Here is a 25,289-nt window from a genome sequence, read left to right as displayed (position 1 = left end):
AACATCTTCACGTAACCTTCGGGCGCGCTCTCCACAAAGCGCGACCGCAACTCGTCATTGATACGGATGCGCCACGGCGCGCCAGGTGTGATCTGCTCTCCGGCAATGAAGCCATCGTTGAGGCAGCGATGCAAAGTAGAGGGTGCGATCCCGAGCGCGCGTGCGGCTTTCTCGAGTCATGCACTCGCCGTCCTGCACTTGCTGTTTCGGCTCGAAGCACGGGATCTCCCAGTGCGTCCGCAGGCTCGACACACGATTTGCCGTAAACGACAGTCCTGTGGCCGTTGTACGTCCTTGGCGATTGAGGATGCCGGCGATCTTGGTGTCGGGATAATGTGCAGCCAGTCGCCGCAGCAGATCGATCGTATCGTCGGCGGTGCGGATCGGCGATGGATGCGAGTGCGGCAATGGGACATTAACGTCACTGAAGGGACCGCCGTGCCAACGCAGCGTCAGGTGAGCGTTGTATTTATCGCGCTCGACTCTCAAGGTGACATCGTCGAGCAGCGTGCGGAGCAACTCCTTGCGATCGCGATCGCTCGTCGTGGGAGCGAACCAGATACGCTTGAGGTCTTTACCGAGTGCAAGAATCGCGTCGCGTTCTTCGTGCGTAAGCGAGTGCGGTCGGGCATGTTCGCGGTCCGAGAGTTCGGATTCGGCAGTCTTCAGTTCCAGCAGAGCGCTTTCCCATTCTGCTTCGAGTCCACGCGCGACGAGTCTATTCTCCGGGTCCACGGCGCGATAGCGTCGCTCGGCGCGCTGCGCGTTGTAGCGCGCACGCTCGACGTCGCGACGGAACTGCGCGAGAGTCGTCTCGTGATCGGCGTCGAATTGCTCGATCGCCTGGAGCGAGGCTTCCAGGCCTGCGGGCGCGAGAGCCGCAAGGAACGCTTCGGCAACAGCCGCATCGATCTGCACACCGCCGATGTTGAGGCAGTACTCGCCCCGGCCGTTGACGATGTTCTTGCCGGCGCAGTGATATCCGGGCGCCGAGAACCGGCCGCTGTAGTGTACGGCCAGGCGCCGACCGCAGTGTCCGCATACGGCGAGGCCTTGCAGGAGTGCTGCGCCTTCTCTCACGGCACCCCCGCTCTGGTGCGATCGAGGACGGATGTTCTGCGCCAGGCGCTTCTGGTTCGCCTCGAAGGTATTCCAATCGATGTATCCGGCATGATGGTCACGAATGAACACCGGCCACTGCTCGCGGTCGCGTTGTCTGATGCGCTTTCGGATTCGACCGCCGACATCGAGATAGCATGTCTGCTGGGTGCGGCCATACACATAAACGCCGGCATAGAACGGGTTGGTGAGGACCTGGTGGACCTTTGTGTAAGTGGGGGCGACCCAGCGGAGATCGACAAGGCTGTTGGAGTGCAGCGGAAAGCGCAGGCCTTGCGAGCGGAACCACAGTCACACGCGTCGTGCCGAGCCGAATTCGGCAAAGCGGTCGAAGACAGCATGGATCGCGGCTTGCACCGACTCGTCAGGATGCAACAGCACCTCCCCGTCGGCGTCGCCCCGTACCAGACCCACCGGCAGCCCGCGGTGCAGTTCTCCGCGTGCGGCCTTGTTGCGGATGCCACCGAGCAGCCGCGCACGCAGCACATGCAGCTCTGCCTCTGACATCGTACCTTTGAGCCCGAGCACCAGGCGGTCATTGAACAAGCCCGGATGATAAATCCCATCTCCATCACCGATGAGCGTGTGGGTCAGGCCACATAGATCGAGCAGACGGTACCAATCAGCATTATTGCGCGCTAGTCGCGAGACTTCCAAGCCGAGCACGATGCCCACCCGGCCGAGGCCGACCTCCGCGGTCATACGCGCGAAGCCGGTGCGCTCGGAAAGGCCGGAACCGGAAATACCGAGGTCCTCATCGATGACCTTCACCTGATCGCGTCGCCAACCGAGCCTCGCGGCGCGTTCGGCTAACTCGTACTGACGGGCAGTGGACTCGCGATTATGCTCGACCTGCGTCGTACTGGACTGACGCACGTAGACGATTGCGCATCGGCAGAGGTGCTCAGCGGTGATCTTGCTCAATTCGTTCATCGTTGTGATCTCCGGCAGTGGCGATTGCTCGGGCGATTAGTCGGGCGAGTCGCAGCACGAGATGTGCGCGCTGCTCTTTATCGAGGGCCTCCCATACGGGTGCGGCCCCGCGCTGAGGTGGTGGGTCGAGAAAGCTTAGCTGCTGCATGGCTGTCCTCCGCTTCCGGTGGCAGGACAGTATGCGCGGCATCCAATTGCCGCAGCAAAGCGTCGACGATCGTCCGGGCGTGCTGCAGCTCGGCGTGGGAAGCCAGGAATGCCGCTCGAGCGCATTGCGGGCTTGCACGCGGTAAATGTTGTGCGATAGGCAGATCCGTCCACGCGGCCGGTACAAGGGCACGGGTACCATCGGGCAGTACAAGCGTCAGATGAAGTTCGCCGCGTCGATGACACCAGCCAAGCACATTAAGCGCAGATCCCTCAAAGGGATGGCGCGACCGAACGATGGTTACCTGATCGGGATAGTCGTCGAGATGATGAGTGCGGTGGTGGGTAGTCTGTCGAGTAGCCTTTCGACCGGGTCAACCACGACATCCTGATGAGGCTCGTTGCCAAGCGGGTGACTGACAAGCGCCTCCTGAAGCTGATCCGCGGAGTCCTGAATGCGGGTGTGCTGGAGAGAGGGCTGGTCAGTCCGACGGAAGAGGGTACGCCGCAGGGCGGTCCGCTCTCGCCGCTATTGTCGAACCTGATGCTGGATGTGCTGGACAGGGAACTGGAAAGACGCGGCCATCGCTTCGTGCGCTACGCCGATGACTGTGCGCCACGACGGCGCGGAGGAGGTGTGATGTAGAGCACGTTTGAGCAGCCTTGCTGCACAGAAGATGGGGGTCGGCCCCTCGAACTCGGGTTGCAGGATCAGGGTTCAAACCACCGGCTGCTGCTTCGGCCCAATGGTCGAGGTGGTGAGCGAGACCGGAAAAGGCAGAGCAAGACTCTGTCAGGTAAGGATCGAGGAGACGAGCGCAAGCGAACCACCGATGAACTGTCGAAAGCGTAGGGAAGACGTCAAAACCAAGGGGTAGTCGTTATCTTGGGATCAGTCTGAGCGATACCTGTTTACGGCTCAGGCGGCGTCCGGCAGGCGAGGTGGCGTGACCTCGGTTCAGGCTTCTGTGCGGAACGTGGGAACCTGTATCGCGATGCCAAGGGAATGGTTCAAGTGGAAGCCCCACAAGAGTCTGAGTACCAATGCGCGATGCAGGGACGGAGCCGTGTGTAGTAGTGACGAAGGCACTGTAATGGTGGCGGAGCGAAGGCACGGCACTGTCCCGCTTGATTGGAAGAACAACCGGAAACGGGAGGACTCTTTTGCGTCAAGCAAAGCCGTATGACATGCCCAAGCGCTGGGTTTGGGAGGCGTACAAACGGGTTAAAGCAAATCGGGGCGCAGCCGGTGTGGACGAGCAGTCGATCGAGGTGTTCGAGGCAGACTTGCAGAGCAATCTGTACAAGCTCTGGAATCGAATGTCTTCGGGTAGCTACTTTCCACCGCCGGTCAAGCGTGTGCAGATCGACAAGCGCGACGGCGGGAAGAGGCCGCTAGGAATTCCTACGGTGTCGGATCGCGTTGCTCAGGCGGTCGTCAAAGGATATCTGGAGCCGGATTTGGAGAAACACTTTCATCCAGACTCGTTCGGATATCGACCCGGAAAATCGGCGCTCGATGCCGTTGGGGTTGCTCGCCAGCGATGCTGGCGGCATCCCTTCGTGCTCGATCTCGATATTCGGGCCTATTTTGACTCGATATCGCATGAGCTTTTGCTCAAGGCGATTCGGAAGCACACGGACTGCGCTTGGGTGTTGTTGTACATTGAACGGTGGCTTAAAGCTCCCGTTCAACTGGAAGACGGCACCCCTGAACCCCGAGAGAAGGGCACGCCGCAGGGCTCGGTGGTATCACCGCTGATGGCGAATCTCTTTCTCCACTATGCGTTCGACATGTGGATGCGAAGAAATCATCCGAGCATCCCGTTCGAGCGTTATGCCGATGATATTCTCTGCCATTGCGACAGTGAGCGGCAGGCACAAGAACTGAAGGAGGCGCTTGCGAAGCGCTTTGCCGAATGCGGACTGGAGCTTCATCCGGACAAGACGAAGATAGTCTATTGTAAGGATGACGACCGGCGAGGTGATTATCCTGAACAGAAATTCGACTTTTTGGGCTACACGTTCCGTGCCCGTCGGTCGAAGAATCGTTGGGTAAAGCACTTCGTCAACTTCAGCCCCGGTGTCAGCAATGCCGCGACGAAGGCAATCCGACAGGAAATCCGTGCCTGGCAACTACGCTGCCGGGTGGATAAGAGGATCGACGACCTGGCGAGGATGTTCAACCCGATCATTCGAGGCTGGATGAACTACTATGGTCGGTACTACAAGTCGGCGCTTTATCCGACACTACGCCATCTCGACCGATGTCTCGCGCGATGGGCGATGTCGAAATACAAACGTCTGCGGCGACATCGAAGACGGGCAGAGCACTGGGTACGGGACATTGCGTGCCGCACCCCCACGCTGTTGGCCCATTGGCCGATGCTGCACAAGACGGCGGCTGGACGGTAAGAGCCGGATGAGCGGAGACGTTCACGTCCGGATCTGTGAGCGCCTGGGGGTGAAACTCCCCCGGGCGACTCGACGGTTGGTACATTGTCGGAATGAGATGGAGGCGCGCAAAGCGTTCGCGAAGCGCTCCAGGCTCGGCTGGCGAAGTGCCGCCTGGAATTGCATCCTACGAAGACGAGGATCGTCTACTGCAAGGATGATCGACGCCGAGGTAAAAGCGAGACGGTCATGTTTGACTTTCTCGGTTATTGCTTCCGGCCACGATCGGTCCCTGGGGCCGCATTCGCAGAAGATGTTCTGTGGGTTCACCCCAGCGGTCAGCAAACCAGCGCTGAACGCCATGCGGGCAACGGTCCGAGGCTTGAAACTTCGCAGGCGAACCGAGGTGACGCTGGACGATATTGCTCGCGAGCTAAACCCGATGGTTAGGGGGTGGATCGCTTATTATGGGCAATACACGCGCTCAGCGCTTTATCCTTTGGCACGCTACATCAACCAGACGTTAGCTATTTGGCTGAAGCGAAAGTACAAGCGCTTCCATCACCGTTTAGGACGCGCGCGTCTCTTCCTGGAGAAGATCGCGCGTGAGAAGCGCAGGCTCTTTGTGCAGTGGCAACTCGGCGATGGCGGCAAGCTTGCCTGATGGGAGCCGGGTGAGGCGAGAGTCTCACGCCCGGTTCTGCGAGAGGCTGGAGGTGAAATCCCTCCGGCCTACTCACCCGACGGTGCCGGTGCTGGCCAAGCTTAAGACGGTTACCGGCCGGATCTGGACTTATGTTCGCGATGACCGGCCGTTTGGCGGCACGGATCCGCCGGCGGCCCTGTTCTACTACTCACGCAACCGGGCTGGAGAACATCCGCAAAGCCATCTTGCCGGCTATGTGGGCCTCATGCAGGCCGATGCCTTCGATGGATATAACCAGCTCTACAAGGCCCAAAGGAAGCCGGCTCCGATCCTGGAAGCGGCCTGTTGGAGCCACGGCCGCAGAAAGTTCTTCGACCTGGCGAAGTCTGGAGAGGCGCCGATTGCCAGCGAGGCCGTGCGACGCATCGATACCTTGTTCGAGATCGAGCGCACCATCAACGGCAAAACGCCGGAACAGCGGCTTGCGACACGTCGTGATCAGTCGAGGCCGATCGTCGCCGATCTCGAAATCTGGATGCGCCAGCAGCGAACCTTGCTCTCATCAGGCAACGATACTGCGAAGGCGATCAACTACCTGCTCAACCGCTGGGCGGCGTTCACCCGCTTCCTGGACGATGGCCGCATCTGCCTCTCGAACAACGCTGCCGAACGAGCGCTACGCGGTGTGGCTGTTGGAAGACGAAATTGGACCTTCGCCGGTTCAGATGCTGGCGGCAATCGTGCCGCCGCTGTCTATACCCTGATCGAAACCTGCAAGATGAACGACGTTGATCCGCAAGCCTGGCTCGCTGACGTGCTGGCCAGGCTTCCTGATCACCCCGTCAACAAAGTCGCCGACCTGCTCCCGTGGAATTGGAAGGCGACCCAACAGTCCAAAGCGGCTGCTGCCTGAACGCCGCGGCAGACCGGCGCGACTGCCCGGGGTGCTGGCCGGATGCGTACCTCTTTGGCGATCGCGCGCACGCTCCAGTGTGTTGCGGCCTTGGGCTTGCGAGCGAGGCCACCGCCTCATCCTCAACGGTGCGGGGCCTGCCGCTACGCATCTCGTCGTAGAGCCCCTCAATCCGATCGGTGATGAAGCGCTTGCGCCATTTGCCGATCGTATGGGGACCGACGCCAAGCCGCGCCGCCACGACGGCGTTGCTGGGCTCGCGCTCGCTCGCCAGCACAATCTTCACTCGCAACGTCAGTGCCGCCGGCAACGAGCGCGACCGCGTTATGGCCAACAGATGCGTGCGTTCGTCGTTCGATATCGTCAGTGTCGCTTTTGGCCGTCCGGTTCGCATCGGACGGAACACTAGGGCACCGGGACCAATTCTCTTGGTGGCGGGCTGTAACAAGATACTGCCGCCAATCATTCATCAATCTAAAAAAAGTCAATCGATCTTTACAGACCTGCCCCTCCCCATACCGTCAAACAGCGCGTGGGTGATACACGATGGGACCAGAAAGGAAGCGCTGCGTCGACGAAATGCAGTATCCCCTCCCTTCAATCCGCAGTGTGCGGACAACAGTCTAGAGTCGGCAAGTGTGCATCTTCCGCAAAAAACATATCGCTTAAGCCAGACATCGCTCGACTGCAGTAAGGAAATGCGCATTCGCAGAACAAGCGAACACCTTGGCTGGTCGGATATCAATGTCAGCATAACGGCCACCCAACCACACAGCTATGAGATCGTACATAGAGCTATTCCCGATCTCTGGATCCATCTAGCTCTGGCACCGATGGACCTGTCCTTTGTCATAGGCCAAAAGCAAATGCGTTTGGTCGGGCCGCCGCACCGCATTTCGCTCGTTCCACCGGAGACGTTGGCCAAAGTGAGGCGACACACAGAGTCCGACGAGCTCCACACGTTTCTGAAATGCGACGTTCTCGCGGAGGTCGCTGGTGACGTGCTTGATCGCCATCTGGGAGACATGGAAATCGAATTGACGCTCAATTGCGATGACCACAGCATGAGTTGCCTCCTTCTTTCTTTGAAAGAGGCACTGTTTGAGCCGGCGGAACACTCAAGATTGAAAATCGAGTACGCTTCACGTGCGCTCGCTCTCGACGTTCTCGGCAAGCATGCTCGTCAAAGGCACGGCGCCGTTGGCGGTACGGAAGTGCATCAACGGTTGACCGTGAGTCAGGTTCGCCTGATCTCCGAGTACATTCGCGAAAATCTTTCCGCGGATATTTCACTGAATGACCTAGCGGGCTTTGCAAAGCTAAGCCGCACGCTCTTCATCCAACGCTTTAAGGCGTCATTTCGTCAAACCCCACATCAGTATTTGATAGCGGAGCGTGTACAACGGGGGAGGGAACTGCTGACTAACAGTAGCCTGCCAGTGACGCAAATTGCGCTGGCCTGCGGCTTCTCGGATCAGGCGCACTTCGGCATGTGTTTCAAGCGCGCAATGGGTATATCACCATCGGCGTATAGAGCAAATCTCGAATAAGCACAAATAGGATGAATGATCTACTCGTCAGACGCGAGCATCGGCCCAAGCAGCGCGACAGTGCCGCTGTTCATGTCCGAAACTAGACATCGGCGACATCGCAGGAAGTTGTGGTCTGCTTTGCACATCATCGCCTCGATCGTATCCGCCCGATGGAGCCAAGCTAAGGCCGTCAGGCGGCGTGTTTCCATGGCATAAGCACGTCGATTTCGCCGCTCGGCCAACCGTTGGCAATACGCTGAAGCGTGAGAGCGAGCCAGGCGAGCGGATCATCGGCATTGGGGACGGCGATGAGCAAACCGCGGGATGATCGCCAGAAAGACCTGCCGCTTCCGGCGCTAGATCAAATCATCGACATGCGCCACCCGCTGGTGCGGTTGGCGGGGCTAATCGACTGGAAGTTTCTGGATGACCGCTTTTGTTCGGTGTGCCAGACCGATTCAAGGCAACCTGGCCTGCCGACGCGACTTGTCGCCGGCCTGTTCATCCTGAAGCACATGCACAATCTCTCGGATGAGGTGCTGTGCGCCCGCTGGATCGAGAACCCCTACTACCAATACTTCTGCGGCGAGTTGAGCTTCTGCCACCGCCTGCCGTTCGATCGATCGTCGCTGACGCGCTGGCGGCAGCGGCTCGGCGAGGAGCAACTCGTCGCGCTGATCCAGGAAAGTCTGGCGGCGGCGCACAAGACTGGCGCCATTGGTCCTACCGACCTGGAGCGGGTGGCGGTCGACACTACGGTGCAGCCCAAGGCCGTTGCGCATCCGACCGACGCGGGGCTGATGCATCGGGCAATCACCAAGCTCGTTGGGCTCGCCAAGCGCAACCGGGTGCCGCTGCGCCAGAGCTATCTGCGGTTGGCCAAGCGTGCCGCCATCATGGTCGGCCGCTATACCCACGCTCACCAGTTCAAACGCGCCCGGCGCCAGCTCAAGTTCCTGCGGACTCGGCTTGGCCGGCTCATCCGCGACATCCGCCGCAAGATTGATGGCGATGCGGTGCTGGAAGCTCGCTTCGGCCCGCTGCTCGATCTGGCGCAGCGGGTGCGCAGCCAGGATCAGCATCAGCGCGGTCCAAAGGTCTATGCGTTACACGACGCCCCGGAGGTCGAGTGCATCGGCAAGGGCAAAGCCCGCGCGCCTTACGAGTTCGGCTGCAAGGTAATTATCGCCACCCCCGTTGACCTCCCCGAAGGGCGGACAGTTCGTGCTCCATGCCAAGGCACTGCACGGCAATCTCTTCGACGGGACACGCTCGGCCCGTGGGTCGCCGACATAGAGAAGCTCACCGGCGTGGAGGCTCGCCGCATCCATGTCGACAAAGGGTACCGCGGCCACAACCACCCGCATCGGTTCAGGGTCTGGATCTCGGGGCAGGTTCGCCGCGTCACGGCTTCCATCCGGCGCGAGATGAAGCGTCGTGCGGCTGTCGAGCCCGTCATCGGCCACGTCAAGGCCGAGCACCGCATGGACCGCAACTATCTCAAAGGCCGCGTCGGCGACCGCATCAGTGCCGTCCTCGCCGCGGCCGGGCACAACAACTTCGGCCTGCTCCTGCGATGGCTCGCAGAACTCTTGCGTGCCACCATCCGGACCTTTGCAAAAACTTTCCTGGGCCAAAACATCGCTTAAATCAGCGGTCGCCCGCTTTCTTCACGGAGGACTAGTGATCATCTGTCTGTCAATTTTAGATTGTGTTGTTGGCGCAGTAGTAGTATCGCATCAAGATACTACTAGAGCGAGATTGCTTAAGTTCGACGACGCAGTCGCGTTCTCATCTCAGCAAGGGATTGTGTCATGACCCAATACAACGGCGTGCTATTGCGACAAAATCTGCAGGATCAGGGTTTGCTGCCTCGGACGGGCGGCTGGACTGCGAGCCCCGACCTGATCGCTGCGGGGACGCAGCCGATCCAGAACCCGGCTGCCTACTACTCGTCGGCGGGCAGTATGGGCAAGGATTTGACGCAGCCGGTCGTCATCAATGCCACCAACTACTTCTACCTTCGTGGAAAGAACCTGGGCACCAAGACCGTCCCGGCGGAAGGGCGCATTTTCTTTGCCCCACAATCGCTATTCCTCTATCCGCAGCAGTGGCTCAACAACGGCATGAAGACGGCCAAGGGGGCCGAGTTCAGTGCAATCAGTTCGATCGAGCCCAATGCGATCGGAGTGACCACTGATCCGCTGATCTGGCTTGCCCCGAATACTTCGGAGCACACCTGCCTGATCGGCTTCATCTCGACGGCAGGTTTTCCGTTTGCGAGCCAGAGGCCGCCCAATGCGGTGCATTCGCTCGACGATCTGGCTGCCTGGATCGGCAAGAACGGCGGCACCGGCTGGCACAACGTGCAGTTCACCAGCGCGGGCTCGCCGACTTTCACCAACTACACGACCTATCCGGCCTCGTCGAAGCCGGCCAAGGTCCAATTCGTGATCACGTGCCTCGGTTGCCCGGTCAATTCCCAGGTATCGTTCTCCTGTGGCACTCCCTTGCCCGATGGCACTTACATCAATCTGCCGCTGACCACGGTGACCAAGTCCGATCAGTTCGGCGTGATGTTGCAGTACGACATCCCCGCTGGATGGACCTCGTCAGTCACCTATTCCTATAAGGATAATGGCCTTCCGCCGGGAGATAACTTCAGCGTCTCCATGAGTGCGTCGATCGTGGAAACCACGCCAGGCGGGCATGCCTTCTCCGCCTTCGCGCGACCGGCAGCGGAGGTTTTCCCGAACCACGTCGCGCTAAATCCGAAAACGCTCGCAGTGACGGATATGCCGGTCGGCCTCGTGTTGCCGGTGGGCAGCGACATGACCAAGCGTCCTTGATTGATCGCAGGGCCGCGCGCCGACCCGCGCGCGGCACTGATCGCGACCTGGTCTCTGGACTGGTCTCAACGTTCGTCGTCGGCGATGCGAAAGGTCGGCAATGGCCCCCGTTCCGTCAAATGTGAAGCAGGCGTTTGACGTCGTCGCTCAGAAAGGAGGGGCCTACGATAGGGAGGATTCTCCGACCGATCGGTATTACGCCTTTCTCTTCGATGTCGAGAACGCCGTCAATCCGAAGAGCGGCGCGAAGCTGTGGTCGGTGCAGTTCGAGATGGTGCCGTTCGAGTGGATGGAGTCCGCGGTCCTTTCGCAGGACGGGGTGACCAGGAGTCCGCCGCCGAGTGGTCCTGCGTCGCTTCTTGTGTTCGACGACGCAGCGCCCGACGACCTCGCCAAGGCGCTGGGTACCCCGGTTGATGAGATCGTTTCCGGCGAGTGGTACGTCATTACGCTGGGAAAGGGCGGCTTGTCGGCGCAGCGGGCGCGGCCGGTTGCGGTGCCAAGCGTGCGGCGAACGACGGCGAAGGGCTACAAGGTGCCGCGGCGCCAGATGCTAAAGCTGAACAAGCGTTTTCGGCCTGTCAGCAGGTTCTCTATCAGAGCGATCGTGAAGATGCTGAGGGCGCGGATAGCGCGCGAAGTTGGCGTGATGGATGTTGGCCAGGCGTCATGCAACCTCGTTTACGACGCTTTCGGCTCCCCGCAGTTCTACGTCGATGTTGGCCTGCCCATGTTTTTCAATTTTGCGAGCATGCCGCCGGTCAACGGGCTCGGAAACGTCGAAATACTCAACCCGGGGCCATGCCTTCAAAACAATCCGATCGTGATCGTGACTCATTTCCACTTTGATCATTATTCGATGGCGGCAATGTCGGCGAACTGGGCCGCTCTGGTGAACCGCAACTGGTTGGTGCCCAATCAGGTGGTGGGACCGGTGGCCTGGTTGGTGATTAACAATGTAAACGCCTCCGTCAACGGGCAGATCCACGTCTTTCCGGTTGCCTTGGCGGGCCTGGTTGGCGGGTACGTGAACATCATCCAGTGTGCGCCGGCGATGGGCATGGCGCCGGGCAACCTCAACAATACGGGACTCGCCGTGGTCGTGACGATCAACGACCTGTTGCAGACCAACTCCCTGTTGCCCGGCGACGCCGCGTTTCAGGCGATTCCGGGCGTTGGCGGAATAGCCGGACTACGTTGGCTGGTTGCATCGCATCACGGGTCCGATACCGATCTCATTCCAGCCGTTGGGCCGTCCCCCATTCCAGCGCCGAACGTCGCTAACCAGGGCCGTCTCTCCTATTCCTACGGCATCAATGGCGGTCCTCCGCTTGGCGTTCATTGTTATGGCCACCCGGATGCACCGGCTGTCGCGGCGTATATCGGCGTCGGCTGGGGGACAGCGCCGGCCTTCGTTGCCAGCACTGCAGAAACCGGCCCCAACACCAACGTCGCCGGGCGCGGCAACATCATGATGTGCAATAACGTCATCCCGCCCGCCTGCGGGGTGGCTAACTGTCCCTTCCATGCCTTTCCGAAGCGTTTGGTGTGATCTGGAAAGCCGACAGCGCCATGCCGCAGATCGCCACCTATGATGCTCTTGCGAAACTGGCTTCAGGTCTGAAGCCAGGCGATACGCTGACGGTCGGGCCGAATGATGTCGCGCCAGCGATGCTACAGATACTTGAGGACCTCACGCTGGTCTTCACTCTCTCGGTCACCAAAGCGACGGTTTCCGCGCAGCCACCGGTCGTCACCGTTGAGGGAACGACAACGCTGTTCGGCCTCGCCGATATGGCGACGACGCTGACTTTCGTGCCGGAAACCGACAAGACCTTGACAGGGCCCTTCCTGATGAGCGTCATCGGGTCCCCCCAACAGGGCACCGAATGGGACCTCCTCAGCAACTTCCAGCTCACCGGCATCAACCTCAACTTCGCGCCCAATCCGGCGATCGAAAACTATGACGCGAGCATAAGCTGCAACCTCGTCGTCGGTGCAGCGCACTCGCTGACTATGCCAGTGACGGTTGCGCTTCCGGCATATCCTGGCTTGGACTGGGTGATCACAGGGCAGTTTGCAAAGCAGCCCTTGTCTGCCGATGCCTTCGCGGCCCTCGGCGGCGGCCTGTCGCTTTCGAACTATTTGCCATCGCCGCTGGATACCTTGGCCAAATTCGGCTTAAGTGAGATCGAGGTCGCCTTCAATCCAACCGCCGGCCACCTGTCCTACGTGTTCCTGACCATCACCTACACCGACGCGTGGTCGGTGCTGGGCATCATGGACGTTCCCGCAGACGGTGTCGCGCTGCGGTTCATGGTGGATTTCCGGAAGACCGGCCAAAGCTATGTCGAACTGGAGGCACAATTCGAAATCGCGACCGTACCGGTCGACATCGGCGCGCACTTTGCGCCGGATGATTTCGTGGTCTGGGGGCGGCTGCAGGATGGTAAGACAGTCGGCATCACCGATCTGTTCAAGCACTTCAAGGTAATCCTGCCCGATAAGTTTCCCGAGATTGAGATCGATCGGCTCTCGGTGCTCGCCAGCATCAGTGCCGGGAGCTATGACTTCGAGCTGGTCGCGCGGGTCGATGCCGGAGTGCAGCTCAAGCTTGAGAATCTGACCGCCAAGGTCCATGTTGCGACCAAGCCCTCGACGGTGGTCGACGCCTCCTTTCTCGGCACCATGGTGCTTGCCGCGGACGCAAGCGTGTTTCTCTCGGCCAAATATGATGGCGGGGGCGGCGGGCTCACGCTGGTCGGCGACGCCGAGAACATCCCGATCGGTACGCTCATCAGCTACTGGGCCGACCGGTTTGGCATCAGCGATGTCCCCGAGCCGATCAGCTCGCTTCTCCTCAAGACGCTGACCATCAGTTACAACACCGCGAGCGGCGATCTGCATTTCAAGTGTGTCGGCGGCTTCACCGTCCACGATACCGCGGTGCAGGTGACCTTCACCGTCGACCTCGTCCACACGGCGAGCGGTGGGGCGATCCCGGCAGGGGCGAAAGTCGGCAGCAAGGGCTACAGCGCCACCTTCGGCGGCTCGGTGACTTTCGCCGATCTCGAATTCGACATTCGCTTCAACACCAAGGACACCGGCGAGAAGATCTTCATTGCCGACTATGTCGACAGCGGCACCGCGCACCAGGTCAAGCTGCATGATCTGGTCGCCGACGTGTCCGGCGATCTGGCTAAGCTCGTTCCCGACGACGTCGCGATCAGCCTGCACGTCGTCAAGTTCGCCTATTTCAAGGACAGCGGCGGGGCCAACCATTTCCTGTTCGGCGCCGAGCTTGGATCCGAGATCAGCCTGACCACGATCCCGCTGATTGGCGACAAGCTTCCCGAAGATGCGACGGTGAAGTTCAGCCAGTTGCAGTTCGTCTATTCGGACTCCGCCTTGCTCAAGGACCAGGCCGCCTCGATCAATGCACTGTTTCCGCAGGGCGTAGGAGGGCTGCCCGCCGCGGGACTCGACAAGGGTGTCCTCGTCTCCGCCGATCTGCAACTCGGCTCCAGCCACAAGACGATCTCGCTTCCGATCGCGATCGGCAAAGACCAGGCGTCGGCGCTGCTGGTCGATGCGCGTCCGGGCGGTGAAGGCGTCGTGCCAGCCGCCGCGCCGTCCACCGCATCGGCGCCGGCGTCGCTGTCGATCAACATCCAGAAGCAGTTCGGTCCGGTCGCGATCGAGAAGCTAGGCCTGATGTACGACAATCAGGTGCTCTACGTCACCGGCGATATCGGGCTGACCGCGCAATTGCTGTCGATCGGTCTCATCGGCCTCGGCGTCGGGTCGAAGATCACCAGCTTCTCACCCGAGGTAACGCTGTCCGGCTTGACCATCACCGTGGATGATGGACCGGTGCAGGTCCGCGGCGGCCTGCTCGGATCGATCCATCCGCTGAACTTCTATGGGGCCTTGTCGGTCACCGTGCCGTCGATGTCGATCGGCGCGCTCGGCGGCTATGCCCAGCTCGGACCCGATCCGTCGTTCTTCCTCTATGCGTCGGTCAATCGGCCGCTGTTCGGCTATCCCTTCTTCTATGTCGACGGCCTGGCCGGCGGCCTCGGCTTCAATCGCGACCTCCTGACCCCGGGCATCGACGGCGTCGCGGGTTTCCCGCTGGTCAGTTGGGCGATGGGCAAGGACGTGCCGCCTGCGGATCCCTCAGGCAATATCGGAAGCCAGATCGAGACCGTGATCAAGTCGTTGGGCGACACCATTCCGCCGCGCGTAGGCGAGTACTGGATCGCGGCGGGCATCAAGTTCTCCTCGTTCAGTATCCTGCATTCCTTCGCGCTGCTGACTGTCTCGTTCGGGACCGATTTCAAGGTCGCACTGCTGGGACTGACCACCGCCAGCCTGCCACCCGACACCGCAGCCGGGGTGCCGCCGATCGGCTATGTCGAGATGGCGCTGGAGGCGGTGTTCTCGCCTGACAACGGCATCCTCGAGATCGCGGCAAAGGTGACGCCGGCGTCGTACATCTTGACCAAGGACTGCCACCTGACCGGTGGCTTCGCCTACTACTCCTGGTTCAAGGACAATCCGGCAAACGATCCCGCGTCCTATCACGCCGGCGATTTCGTGGTCACGCTCGGCGGCTACAATCCCGCTTACGCGCGACCGGCCTATTTCCCGGTCGAACCGCTGCTCGGCTTCAACTGGCAGGTCGACAGCAACACCAGCATCAAGGGCGGCATCTATTTCGCGATCACGCCTTCGGCGATGATGGCCGGCGGACGTCTTGAGGCGGTGTGGGAGAGCGGCGATCTCAAGGCGTGGTTCATCGCCCATGCCGATTTCCTGCTCTGCTGGAAACCGTTCCACTACGAGATCGAGATCGGGCTCAGCATCGGCGTCTCCTACAAGCTGGACCTGCTGTTCACCAGCGTCACCATCTCGGTCAGCATCGGCGTCGATCTGTCGCTGTGGGGACCGAAGTTCGGCGGCACCATCTATGTCGATCTATCGGTGATTTCGTTCACCGTCGGGATAGGCAATCGCGACAAGCCCAAGGCGAGGCCGATTCCATGGAGCGAGTTCAAGACCTCGTTCCTGCCGGCGCCGCAGGGCGGCGCTCATCTTGCGCTTGCCGCTGGCGCGCCTATCGTCACCGACAGCTATTGTCATTCGAGCGTTGCGGCGGGGCTCGTCACGGCTATGACGGCGGCCAAGGTCAACCCGACCGATCCGGATTGGGTGGTCAATTCCGAGACCTTGCAACTCATGACCTTCACCGTGTTCCCGGCCAAGACAGCGACCCTGACGACGGCCGGAACCAAGACCACGCCGCTGCCGACCGGTCAGAGCAATTTTGGCGTCGGCCCGGTGGATGTCTCGATCGATCATTTCACGTCCGAGCACGCCATCACGATCCAGCGGCTGGTGAAGGGACAACCCGATTCGGCCTTCAATCTTGCCGACGTTGCGACCATCGTGCCGGTTCTTGCCAACATTCCGGCCGCAACCTGGTCGGGCAAGCTGACGGTGAACCCGAATATCGGTGACATCAACAAGTCGCCCGCCAATGTCGGCGGCGTGCTGGTCGGGTTCTCGATCACCATGAAGCGACGGCCACCGGACCACACGCCGTTGCCCATCGACATCGCGATCCTGCAGCAGGAGTCCGAAGGCACGGTCGGGTTCAGCTGGACTACCCCGACCGTTCCGTCGATGGATTCATTCGACCAATCCACCGCGATGAAGACCTTCTCGGACACCCTAGTGTCGGCCAAGGCCAACCGCGAAGCGGTCATCGGCGCGCTCAATGGAACGGGCCTCGACCTCGGCGTCGATGCCGATGTCGACATTCGGCTGCTGGCCGAGCAGGCGCCCGCGACCCTGCTCAAGGCGCCGGGGCTCCGCTATCTGGGAGAACAACGTGCTGCTTGATATCGCCGCACCGGCGTCGCCGCAGGAGGTTGGTCATGAGCGATGATCCAACCCAGGAAACCGGCAAGATCACCTTCGTTGCCAGCCACCGCCCGCCGCTGGAAGACGGCGAATATTCCGTCACCATCGTGCAGACGGTCAAGAACAGCGATCCAAATCCGCCGAAAGATGCGGTGTTCGACGAGGCCTATACCAACACGCGGCGCTTTCAGGTGCGCGGCGAACGCTTCGCGGTCGACGCAGCCGAAATCAGCAGCGTGTTTCCGCCGTCGTCGAGCACCGGCGAATATGCCAACGTGCTGCCTCACATCGTGTTCAGCAGGGTGACGCTGCCCTGGGAGCGCTCGGTCGGCGACGCCGCCGACAGCTCCTGGCTGGCGCTGCTGCTGTTTGACGAGGACGATCCCGTGCCGGAGCCCAAGTCGGTGTTTGCCGGCGACTTGACCCCCAATCCATTCCCGCACGCCAAAGGCGGTCCCGATCAACCAAGCGCGCTGCCCACTGGGACCGTATCCTATCCCGGGTTGACCTTCGACTATGGCGAGTTTCCCTATCAGCCGTGCAACGTCATCGATGTGCCGGTCGCGCTGTTCAATCAGGTCGTGCCGGGGCAGGTCGACATGCCGTGGCTGGCGCATGCGCGGATCCTCACGACCGACAAGCCGGCGCGCATGGGACTAACCACGGATCCGGGCACCGAGGTCAAGACCTCGGTCATCGTCGGCAACCGCTTGCCGAATTCCAATGCGCGCTGCACCGTTCATCTCGTATCGCTGGAGGGGATGGCGAGCCTTCTCCCCGCCGGCGACGACTACACGCCGGCAGCGATCAAGTCGCCCAACGGCGGTGCCGCCGACGCGGTGCGGCTCGTCACGCTCGCCAACTGGAGCTATCAGTCGGTCGATCCGAAGCAGACCTTCTCGGAATTGCTCAAGGCGCTGGATGCGGACGATAACCTTCGGGTGTTTGCGATCGCCGATGGCAGCACTGGAACGGGCCCGGCCGACAGCTTTGTCGCCAACGCGCTGCACATGGGATACACGCCGCTCAATCATCAGACGCGACAGGGCAGCAAGACAGTGTCGTGGTATCGCGGCCCGTTGGTGCCGTTCGCGGTGCCGCCGGACAGCATCGTGCCGGTGCCTGGCGATGGGACGCATTCGGAACCGATCGCGACCGCGGACGAGGCCGTTCGCTATGATCCCGACAACGGCATGATGGACATCTCCTATGCTGCCGCCTGGCAGATCGGGCGGTTGCTGGCGCTGCAGGACCAGGGCTTCTCGCAGGCGCTTTATGAATGGAAGCGCAGCAACACCCTTGCGGTGGTGACGGCATTCGAACGCCAGGTGCTCGAGCGCGAGTTCGGTGCAACGCTGGGCGTCACGGCGGGGCGGCATTCCGCCGAGGCCAATTTGATGCATCATTTGACCAGCAGCTTCATTCGCACGCGGCTGAAACCGCATCTGATGCGCGGACAGGCGCGCCGCAATCCGCCAGGTGAGGTGCAGTGATGGCCCGGTTGCTCGACAGGCAGGCGCATCTCGAAAGCCTTGCAGCGACGTTCGCCAACCGCGAGGCGATCGCGGCCGCCACGGCGGACATCGATCCGACCGTGCAGTTGAGCGATTGGCTGAAGCGGCTGGAGCAACTGCACGGCCTGCCGTATCGCTATTTGGTTGCCAATGAGCGCTTCTTGCCGAACGAGTCGATCCGCTTCTTCCAGATCGACTTCAACTGGCTTCACGCGCTGGTGGAGGGAGCGTGCAGCATCGGCCATGCCAGCGATGCCGAGGCCGCACAGCACGCCGTCACGCGACAGAAATTGCACGCCTCGGCGCGGCGCGGCGTCTCGGCCGACGACAAACCGGTTGCGGTCACCGGCTTCCTGCTGCGCTCCCAGGTCGTTCCCGGCTGGCCCAAGCTGGAGATCGTTCCGTTTGACCAGGCGGGCACCGAGCTTACCGACGTGATACGCATGGACCTGCTGTCGCCGTCGATCCTGCTCTACATAGTGGTCGGAACGATCGACCATGTCGTGATCCGCGAGCCGGCGGTCGGGCTTCATTCCGGAATCGACGTCGATGGCGGCAAGCCGTTGCGCTACGTCACCGTGCCGGCCACCGCGCCGCCGGGGACCAGACCCGGCGACCAGCTCGAGGGCGTGTCCGCCGCTGTCGACTACCGCGCCGGCAACCGGCGCGCGCTGCGTATCAACAAGCTGGCCGGCAACGTCAAGGATCTCCTCGACAAAAACAAGGCGAACAACGCGCCCAATGGTGACGCGTTGCCTTTCACCGCGGCGGAGTTTGCGCTCGAGATGGTCGAAGGCACGCAAGAGGTCACGTTTCGCAGCAAACCTGCGGCAGCAAAGTAATCCGGCATGGCAACGCTCCCTTCGGCCCTGGTCGTCCCAATCGATCTCTCCGCGCTTTGCGTCGGCAAGACGGACGTCAACGGGTCCTCGACCCATCCCTACGGGACCAAGGATTTTGCGCGCCTGGCGCCCGACTTCTCGCTGCTGCCCTATGCCGATCAGGGCATCGCCAACAACCCCGGGCCCTATACCAGCGATCAGGTCCTCACCACGGCGTTCCAGCCGTCCTCGCAACCGCTCGATGTCGGCATCCATCTGCATTGGGCGCTTCCGCAAAGCCTCGCGCACGGCACCCAGGATGCCACCGGCAAGATCACGTTCCCACCTGCACCCAACCGCTGGCTGGTGGTGAGAATCGCTTCCAATACCGCGGTCGCCACGGCCCCGGTGACCGAACTGACCGGCTGGGTCGTCGAGAGTGACCGGCTCTGGGACAAGCGCAACGACACGGTCCTGTTGCCGGTCCAGAACGCGGTCAGCCTCGATATTCCGATCAAGCCGAATCCGATCGCCGCCAGCAACAAGTCGTTCAAGACGATTGGCAGGATATTTCCCTATGTGGGCTGGGCCGAGGACACCACCGCCGAACGCGGGCAACTGACGGCGCTCGGCTTCGGCGAGGCGCATTACGCGGCCAGCTCGCAATATTGCACCAACGTCTTCGGCATGTGGGATCCGCTCGGCGATATCGACCAGACGCGGTTCCCGCCGGCCACGACGCGGATGTCCTATCTTCTGATCGGATGGCATGCCGACATCGTCGACGACCCGCTGTCGCGGGTGACTTATCCGTCGCAGGCCGATAACAAGCAGAAGCTTGCGGCGATCGCGGCGCAGCTCGATTGGAGCTTTGCGCTCGCCGCCGGCGCATCGATGCCGACCCGGACCATCTACAGCGCGCTGACGACCGCAATCCCGTGGGATCCCGACCGGCATTTCATCGACCCGCATGCTGCGTCGTCGGATCTCGAGATCGCCGTCGGCAACACCTCCGCGGAGGCGGTGTCCGCGCTGCTCGCCGCGCAGCCCGACCTGAAGTCGCTGCCCAAGATCGAGTTCGTGTTGAATGCGCTGCAGACCGGGATCCTCAGCCGCCTCACGCTGCCGGGCGGATTGGCCGACATGGACGAGGTGCTGCACCAGGCCGACTTCACCAGCACCAATGTCGGCCAGATCTGGGTGATCGTGCCGGTGAAGGCGAAGGACGGCGAGGTCGGCGCGTCCGACAGGATGTTGGCTGCCGCGCGAAACCTGAAGAGGAGTTTACCGGCGGGGGCAGGCGATGCGCTGAACGCACTCAATGAGACGCAAAGCCTGCTCGATCGAACGACCCAGGAAGTCGAAAGCCTGCGCGCGCGCATCTTCGCGGACTGGTACCGCTACATGTCCATCGAATATCCGCCGGCCCAGGCCCCGCCGAGTCCGATCTCGCCGAACGATGCGCGCACGTTCATCGAATCCGAGATCGCCGAGCTGAACGTCATGCTCGGCTCCATCACCACGATCAGGAACGACGTCAAGACCCAGGGCGATGCGCTGAAGCAGCTGATCGGCCCCGACTATATGCTCGATATGACCAACGGCCCCCGCTACTGGAGCCCGAGCAATCCGGTGGTGCTGTTTTCGGGCTCCGACGTTCAATCGGCCTATCGCAACCGGATGCCGGCGGCGCGAGACCCGAGCGGCAACCTGGTCTGTCGAACCGGCGCCGATCTCGTCAGCGCGATGATCGCCGGCAGTAGTGCGTTCACGATCCACGCGGCGAACCTGCCGACGCTTGGTCAGGCCGATCCGGACGGCCTCGGCGACGTCGTAGCCGCGTTGGTCGGCGAGGGCTTTTTCGTCGACGTCTGGCAGGCGCCGGTGCTGGCGGCAGCGGTTGCCGCGCTCGGCGGCAGCGGCAACCCGGCGGCGGATTATGCCGGCCTGGTCAGCGCGATCACGAGTGCCCAGCAAGGCGAAGCCGGCGGCAAGCAGCCGTCGATCACATTTGTGGGTACGCCGGGGGCGGCTGGATCGGTCAAGCCGTGGAGCCTGCCATGGGTCCCGATCATCCTGCAATGGCAGAGCAGCTTCTATGCCAACGGACTGCCGCCCTACGATTCCGGTTTCATTCTCAAGAACTATCAGCTCGACGAGGCCGATATCGACCTGCAATTCAAGGGCACGATTCCGGTCGATCCGAAGTACGTGCGGACCTATCAGGGCACCATCGTTCTCTCGCACAATAGCGAGATCGACCTCGCGCAACAGATCAAGACCTACCTTGCGAACTTCCCTGACGACGATGTTGACGGTGAGCTGAAGACCGTTCTCGACAACCTCGACCTGTCGGCCCAGGCGCAGGCGTTGAGCGGCTTCAATCAGGCGTTCCTGATGCTCGATCGCGTGCTGCAGATGGAGGTGTCCGATCCGCTCGCGATCCTGCAGGGACTGTTCTTCTCCAACTTCACCAACAGGGACGTGAAGGATGCGGTGGGCGTGCAGAACGTCGACTCGCCGCGCGGCAACAACAGCTTCTGTCCGCTGCGCAACGGCGCGTTTGCGATCGACCGGCTGCGCGTCGTCGATGCCTTCGGTCAGGTGCTGGATATCGAGCGGCCGAAAGTGATCCGCGCCGAGAGCCTGATCGCTCCGGGTGACAGCTCCGGGCTGATCAATCTGCCGGTACGGCTCTCGCAGGCCGCAGCGCTGCGCTTCAACTGGCTGGCGGCCGACAACGATCGGGTCGAGACCAACAGCGATCCCGCCACCACTCCGGTCATCGGCTGGGTGCTCTACAACCATCTCGACCATGCGCTCGCGATCTACGATACCGCCGGGACGGCGATCGGATCGTTCAACCTGCTCGGTCCGTTCTGGCAGGGCGCGCCGGGCAACACCGCGAACTATGGCCAGCCGATCGAGAAGGCGTTCGCCTCCGCCAATCCGCATCTGCGCGATTTCGCGCTGGGATTGGCGGGCAGTCCGACGCCGGTCGACTACCTCGGCGAAATCCTGGCCGCCATCGACAATGCGGCGGGCTTCATCTCGCCGCGGACCTACAAGCAGGATGGTGGATTGTCGGTCCTGATCGGGCGGCCGATTGCGCTGGTTCGCGCCGCGGTGAAGCTCGACCTGCTGGGGTTGCCGGCGATGGACCAGAGCATGTCGGCGTTCGGCGCCGCGATCGCCAGCGACAACGTGCTGGAGCGCCAGGACGGCCAGCTGCCGCAACTGCAGGTGCCGGTCCGAATCGGCGAGCTCTCCGATATCGACGACGGCATGGTCGGTTACTTCATCGAGGACGGCGAACCCTCGACCTATCAAACCTTCTACTCGCCGGCGGCGCGGAGCAGCGACAGCCACGGCGTCAAGAAGCCATCGTTCGGACAGGTCGTTGTAACGGCCGACCGCAGCGTGCCGCCGGTGTTGCTGACCCTGCTGGTCGACCCGCATGCTTCCGTCCACGCCACGACCGGGCTGCTTCCGATGAAGGAGCTGACGATTCCTCCCGCCGTGATCGCCGATGATCTTGCGAACATGGCCGTGACGTTCCTGACCACGCCGTTCGTCTCCGGCGGGCCGCCCGAAATACCGGTGCCTGCCGAAAGCGGCTTTGTCTGGAATTGGGTGACGCAGCCGAGCGGCGCGGGCTGGACGATCGAGCCTGTCCAATCCGCGAGCGTTGCGATCTCGACGCTTCCGCGACGTGCGGTCGAGGGATGGCTGAGCTTGAGCCAGGCCAAGAAGTCCACCAACCGGTGAGGAGGGGCGCGATGGAGACGACAGCGAAACCTGCCGTGCAGTTCCAGTTGCAGAACGCGCAGGGACAGAGCGTCCTCTATGTGACGCAGGACACCAGCCAGAATGTGCTGACCTTCACCATCACCTATAGCGGGACGGCGGCGGTAACCGTGAAGGGCGGCGCGCCGGTCAGCGAGGACAAGATCACTCCGGCCGGCCCGACCAGCTTCTATTTCACCGTGTCGTCGGTTCTCAGTCCGAAGGAGTTCGCGACCATGCGGGTCACGCCTCCGGCCGGATGGCAGGCAGCGCTGTTCGGATCCTGGGCCCTGACGCCGATCGCCGACACCAAGCTGGAGCCAGGGCAGAGCCTGGTTTTCACCCTGACGAAGATCACCGCCAACGGGCGGCCCGGCCCCGGATCGTTCAACATCGACTATTACAACATCTCGACCGTCGCCAACTCCGGCACGCAGCTGCCGCTCTCGCTGCAGAACCTGCCCAATCTGCACAAGCGCCTTGCGGATTCGATGTTCATCTCGATGGTGGGGGGCAACTCGGTCTACATCGACGTCAACGACCAGCACCTCATTCCGCCCAACACGCTCGTTCTGCAGTTGAACAATTCGACCGGCGGGCCGCTGGTGCCGCCCGGCGCCAAGCAGGGGAAGCCGGTGTTCTACCTGACCTTTGTCAGCGCCAGCGGGGCGCCGGGCTATGGCGCATTGACCACGATCGACCGCCTGAAGAATATCGTCGTCGGCACCAATGGCGATTACGGCACCGTCTGGGATGTCCAGGATCATCGGCAGAATGATCCGCCGTACTGGGCGATCTACCCGAAGAGTCCGGAAATTCTCGGCACCGGCGCCTCCGCGATCGCTGAATTCAGGATCAGCAACATCGTCACCGACTTCGATCCGTCGTCGACAAATCTGTATCTGCAGTCGGTCGACATTCCGACTTACGACGACGGCAGCATGACGCAGCCGCTGGTGAAGGCGGTGCCGACGCTTGCGCTCCAGGGCGTCGGGCCGCTCAAGGACAACGTCCCGAGCGGCACTCAGGTCGGCCTGACCTGGACCAGTTTCAACGCGAACCGCTGCACGGTCAGCCCGGTCGATGGCGGCGAGGTGCCGGCGCCAGCGCAGCCGGACAAGACCGGGTTTCCGGTCACGGTGGCGCGCACCACGACGTTCACCGTGACCGCCTACAACGACGCGCTCGGGACCAAGACCAGCGGGCCGGCGACCGTGAACGTGCTGCCCGTGACGGTCAGCGAGGCGCTCACCGCGGTTCCCGCCACGGGCTATCATTTCGGCGATCGGGTTTCACTGTCCTGGGCGTTTTCGTCGGCGCAATCCTGCACCGTCGATCCGCCGATCAATGGAAGTGCGTCGGTGCCCGCGCAGTCCGATGGCACCGCGATCTTTCCGACCGCCGCCCAGCGCTACACCATCACGGCGCAGGGCCAGGCCGGGCCGGCCGCGACCTCGCTCGATATCATCCCGATTCCCAATGGCTGGAAATCGGTGCCGGGCGCCGGCCCCTGGGACACGCGCGGGCGGCCGGTCCTGCTGGCCGAATTTCTCGATCAGATCTGGTTCCTGGCCGGTGGCGCCGACGATCTCAAAAGCATCGTGTTCAGCAGCCGCGACGGATTTACCTGGTCGATCGTCAACAATGCCGCCGCATTCTCGCCGCGCACTTCAGCGGCCGGCTGCGTGTTCGCGGGCAAGCTGTGGCTCACGGGAGGCGCAACGCTGAATGGCGGCGTGCTCGACGAAATCTGGTCCAGCAGCGATGGCGTGACTTGGACGAAGGTCGCTGCCACACAACATTGGCCGGCCCGGGCAGACCATGGCTGCGTGGCGTTCGCCGGTAAGATCTGGGTGATGGGTGGGCGCAATGCGTCCGGCACGCTCATGAACGACATCTGGAGTTCGACGGACGGTGTGTCATGGACCTGCGTCAAGCCGTCCGCGGTCTGGTCGGCTCGGTCGGCGTTCGGTCTCGTCAATTTCGGTAACGGCATGTGTGTGATAGCCGGCAGTGGCGCCGGCGGAGTACTCGCCGACGTTTGGCAAAGCGGAGACGGCGCGACTTGGAACGGTCTGAGCAACACCGTGCCCTGGCCCGCACGCTCCAGTCCGGGTGTGGCCGTGCTCGGCGAGCAACTCTACGTCGTCGGCGGCATGAGTCAGGCGGGTTTGGCGTTTTCCGACAGCAACATCGCTGATCAGTCCGGCAACTGGTCCATGGGGCTTGGACCGAATTGGGGCGCGACCGTGCTCGATCTGGGCACTACCGCATTTCGCGATGCAATGTGGTTTGCAGGAGGCTCTGCAAACGGCTTACCCAACACGACGGTCTGGGGCTTCGGCACCTAACGAGAGCTTAAGTGATCGACAACGGTGGCTGAAGCTAACAACGTCGCGCGTTGTTTCGGCGCGGCGCTCAGCGGCCGCGCGACAGTCTCGTGGAGCGCCGGTGCGGACAATCTTGCTGAAGTCAGGCTCGTGAGAAGAAGCGTAAAAATACGACGAATACGGCCTGATTGACGCATGCGCGCGGGCACAGTGAGCTCTATGATTGCTTGGGTGAAGGTCAGGCAGCCTGCTGGCGGGCTTGTCGCCTTGGCGCAGGAGCTTCCATTCCCATATGTGGACGGCTCCCTCCTTGCAAGATATTGTTCAGTGATTTGACGGATCGCTTGCCTCCGTATGTCCGGCCTTTGCATGCGGTC

The 25,289-nt window shown here is 61.9% G+C and carries 15 protein-coding genes and 2 pseudogenes; 13 read left to right on the top strand and 4 right to left on the bottom strand.

Annotation, left to right across the window (positions count from 1 at the left end):
* Positions 1–54: 54 nt before the first annotated feature.
* Together ACVIHF_RS00275 and ACVIHF_RS00270 are read right to left on the bottom strand one after the other, a co-directional pair.
* Positions 55–1,389 (bottom strand): recombinase family protein, encoded by a 1,335-nt coding sequence (locus tag ACVIHF_RS00275; RefSeq protein ID WP_456791500.1) that lies wholly within the window; start codon positions 1,387–1,389, stop codon positions 55–57.
* 21 nt (positions 1,390–1,410) lie between these two features.
* Complete coding sequence (locus ACVIHF_RS00270; protein ID WP_253610408.1) at positions 1,411–2,052, bottom strand: recombinase family protein; 642 nt, start codon at positions 2,050–2,052, stop codon at positions 1,411–1,413.
* 511 nt (positions 2,053–2,563) lie between these two features.
* On the opposite strand from ACVIHF_RS00270, the pseudogene ACVIHF_RS00265 reads away from it, so the two are divergent.
* The 4 genes and pseudogenes from ACVIHF_RS00265 to tnpC form a co-directional block, all read left to right on the top strand.
* Positions 2,564–2,812, top strand: a pseudogene (locus ACVIHF_RS00265) (reverse transcriptase domain-containing protein); the annotation flags it as partial.
* A 551-nt stretch (positions 2,813–3,363) separates the two neighbouring features.
* Positions 3,364–4,614 (top strand): group II intron reverse transcriptase/maturase, encoded by a 1,251-nt coding sequence (ltrA, locus tag ACVIHF_RS00260; protein ID WP_456791427.1) that lies wholly within the window; start codon positions 3,364–3,366, stop codon positions 4,612–4,614.
* Between the two features lie 196 nt (positions 4,615–4,810).
* Positions 4,811–5,257, top strand: a complete 447-nt coding sequence (locus ACVIHF_RS00255) for a group II intron maturase-specific domain-containing protein (protein ID WP_253610406.1) — start codon at positions 4,811–4,813, stop codon at positions 5,255–5,257.
* 13 nt (positions 5,258–5,270) lie between these two features.
* A pseudogene (gene tnpC / locus ACVIHF_RS00250) lies at positions 5,271–6,152 on the top strand (IS66 family transposase); the annotation flags it as partial.
* Here the strand turns inward: tnpC and ACVIHF_RS00245 are convergent.
* Complete coding sequence (locus tag ACVIHF_RS00245; protein WP_375167286.1) at positions 6,082–6,393, bottom strand: helix-turn-helix domain-containing protein; 312 nt, start codon at positions 6,391–6,393, stop codon at positions 6,082–6,084. The pseudogene tnpC and the gene ACVIHF_RS00245 overlap by 71 nt on opposite strands.
* On the opposite strand from ACVIHF_RS00245, the gene ACVIHF_RS00240 reads away from it, so the two are divergent.
* Positions 6,335–7,702 carry an AraC family transcriptional regulator gene (locus tag ACVIHF_RS00240; RefSeq protein WP_253610405.1) on the top strand — a complete coding sequence of 456 codons (1,368 nt, stop codon included), beginning with the start codon at positions 6,335–6,337 and terminating at the stop codon, positions 7,700–7,702. The genes ACVIHF_RS00245 and ACVIHF_RS00240 overlap by 59 nt on opposite strands.
* Before the next feature lie 172 nt (positions 7,703–7,874).
* On the opposite strand, the gene ACVIHF_RS00235 is transcribed toward ACVIHF_RS00240, so the two are convergent.
* Positions 7,875–8,000: a transposase domain-containing protein gene (locus ACVIHF_RS00235; RefSeq protein ID WP_375167183.1), complete on the bottom strand. Its 126-nt coding sequence runs from the start codon at positions 7,998–8,000 to the stop codon at positions 7,875–7,877.
* On the opposite strand from ACVIHF_RS00235, the gene ACVIHF_RS00230 reads away from it, so the two are divergent.
* The 8 genes from ACVIHF_RS00230 to ACVIHF_RS00195 all read left to right on the top strand — a co-directional run bounded on the left by ACVIHF_RS00230 (position 7,993) and on the right by ACVIHF_RS00195 (position 24,933).
* Positions 7,993–9,333, top strand: a complete 1,341-nt coding sequence (locus ACVIHF_RS00230; RefSeq protein WP_253610404.1) for an IS5 family transposase — start codon at positions 7,993–7,995, stop codon at positions 9,331–9,333. The two genes, ACVIHF_RS00235 and ACVIHF_RS00230, sit on opposite strands and share 8 nt — an antisense overlap.
* Positions 9,334–9,498: 165 nt before the next feature.
* A complete protein-coding gene (locus tag ACVIHF_RS00225; RefSeq protein WP_253610403.1) occupies positions 9,499–10,533 on the top strand; it encodes a hypothetical protein in 1,035 nt (344 codons plus the stop codon).
* A 100-nt stretch (positions 10,534–10,633) separates the two neighbouring features.
* Positions 10,634–12,085, top strand: coding sequence for a hypothetical protein (locus tag ACVIHF_RS00220; RefSeq protein ID WP_253610402.1), 1,452 nt, complete (start codon positions 10,634–10,636; stop codon positions 12,083–12,085).
* On the top strand, positions 12,082–16,440 hold the full coding sequence (locus tag ACVIHF_RS00215; protein ID WP_456791426.1) for a DUF6603 domain-containing protein: 4,359 nt from the start codon (positions 12,082–12,084) through the stop codon (positions 16,438–16,440). Before ACVIHF_RS00220 ends, ACVIHF_RS00215 begins: the two co-directional genes overlap by 4 nt.
* Before the next feature lie 35 nt (positions 16,441–16,475).
* Complete coding sequence (locus ACVIHF_RS00210) at positions 16,476–17,954, top strand: hypothetical protein (RefSeq protein WP_253610400.1); 1,479 nt, start codon at positions 16,476–16,478, stop codon at positions 17,952–17,954.
* Complete coding sequence (locus ACVIHF_RS00205) at positions 17,954–18,817, top strand: hypothetical protein (protein ID WP_253610399.1); 864 nt, start codon at positions 17,954–17,956, stop codon at positions 18,815–18,817. Before ACVIHF_RS00210 ends, ACVIHF_RS00205 begins: the two co-directional genes overlap by 1 nt.
* 6 nt (positions 18,818–18,823) lie before the next feature.
* Positions 18,824–22,564 (top strand): hypothetical protein, encoded by a 3,741-nt coding sequence (locus ACVIHF_RS00200; RefSeq protein WP_253610398.1) that lies wholly within the window; start codon positions 18,824–18,826, stop codon positions 22,562–22,564.
* A gap of 11 nt (positions 22,565–22,575) precedes the next feature.
* Positions 22,576–24,933 carry a Kelch repeat-containing protein gene (locus tag ACVIHF_RS00195; protein ID WP_253610397.1) on the top strand — a complete coding sequence of 786 codons (2,358 nt, stop codon included), beginning with the start codon at positions 22,576–22,578 and terminating at the stop codon, positions 24,931–24,933.
* The last annotated feature ends 356 nt before the right edge of the window (positions 24,934–25,289 follow it).

This window comes from Bradyrhizobium sp. USDA 4506, assembly GCF_054058795.1.
This window is presented reverse-complemented; position numbering and strand designations above follow the sequence as displayed.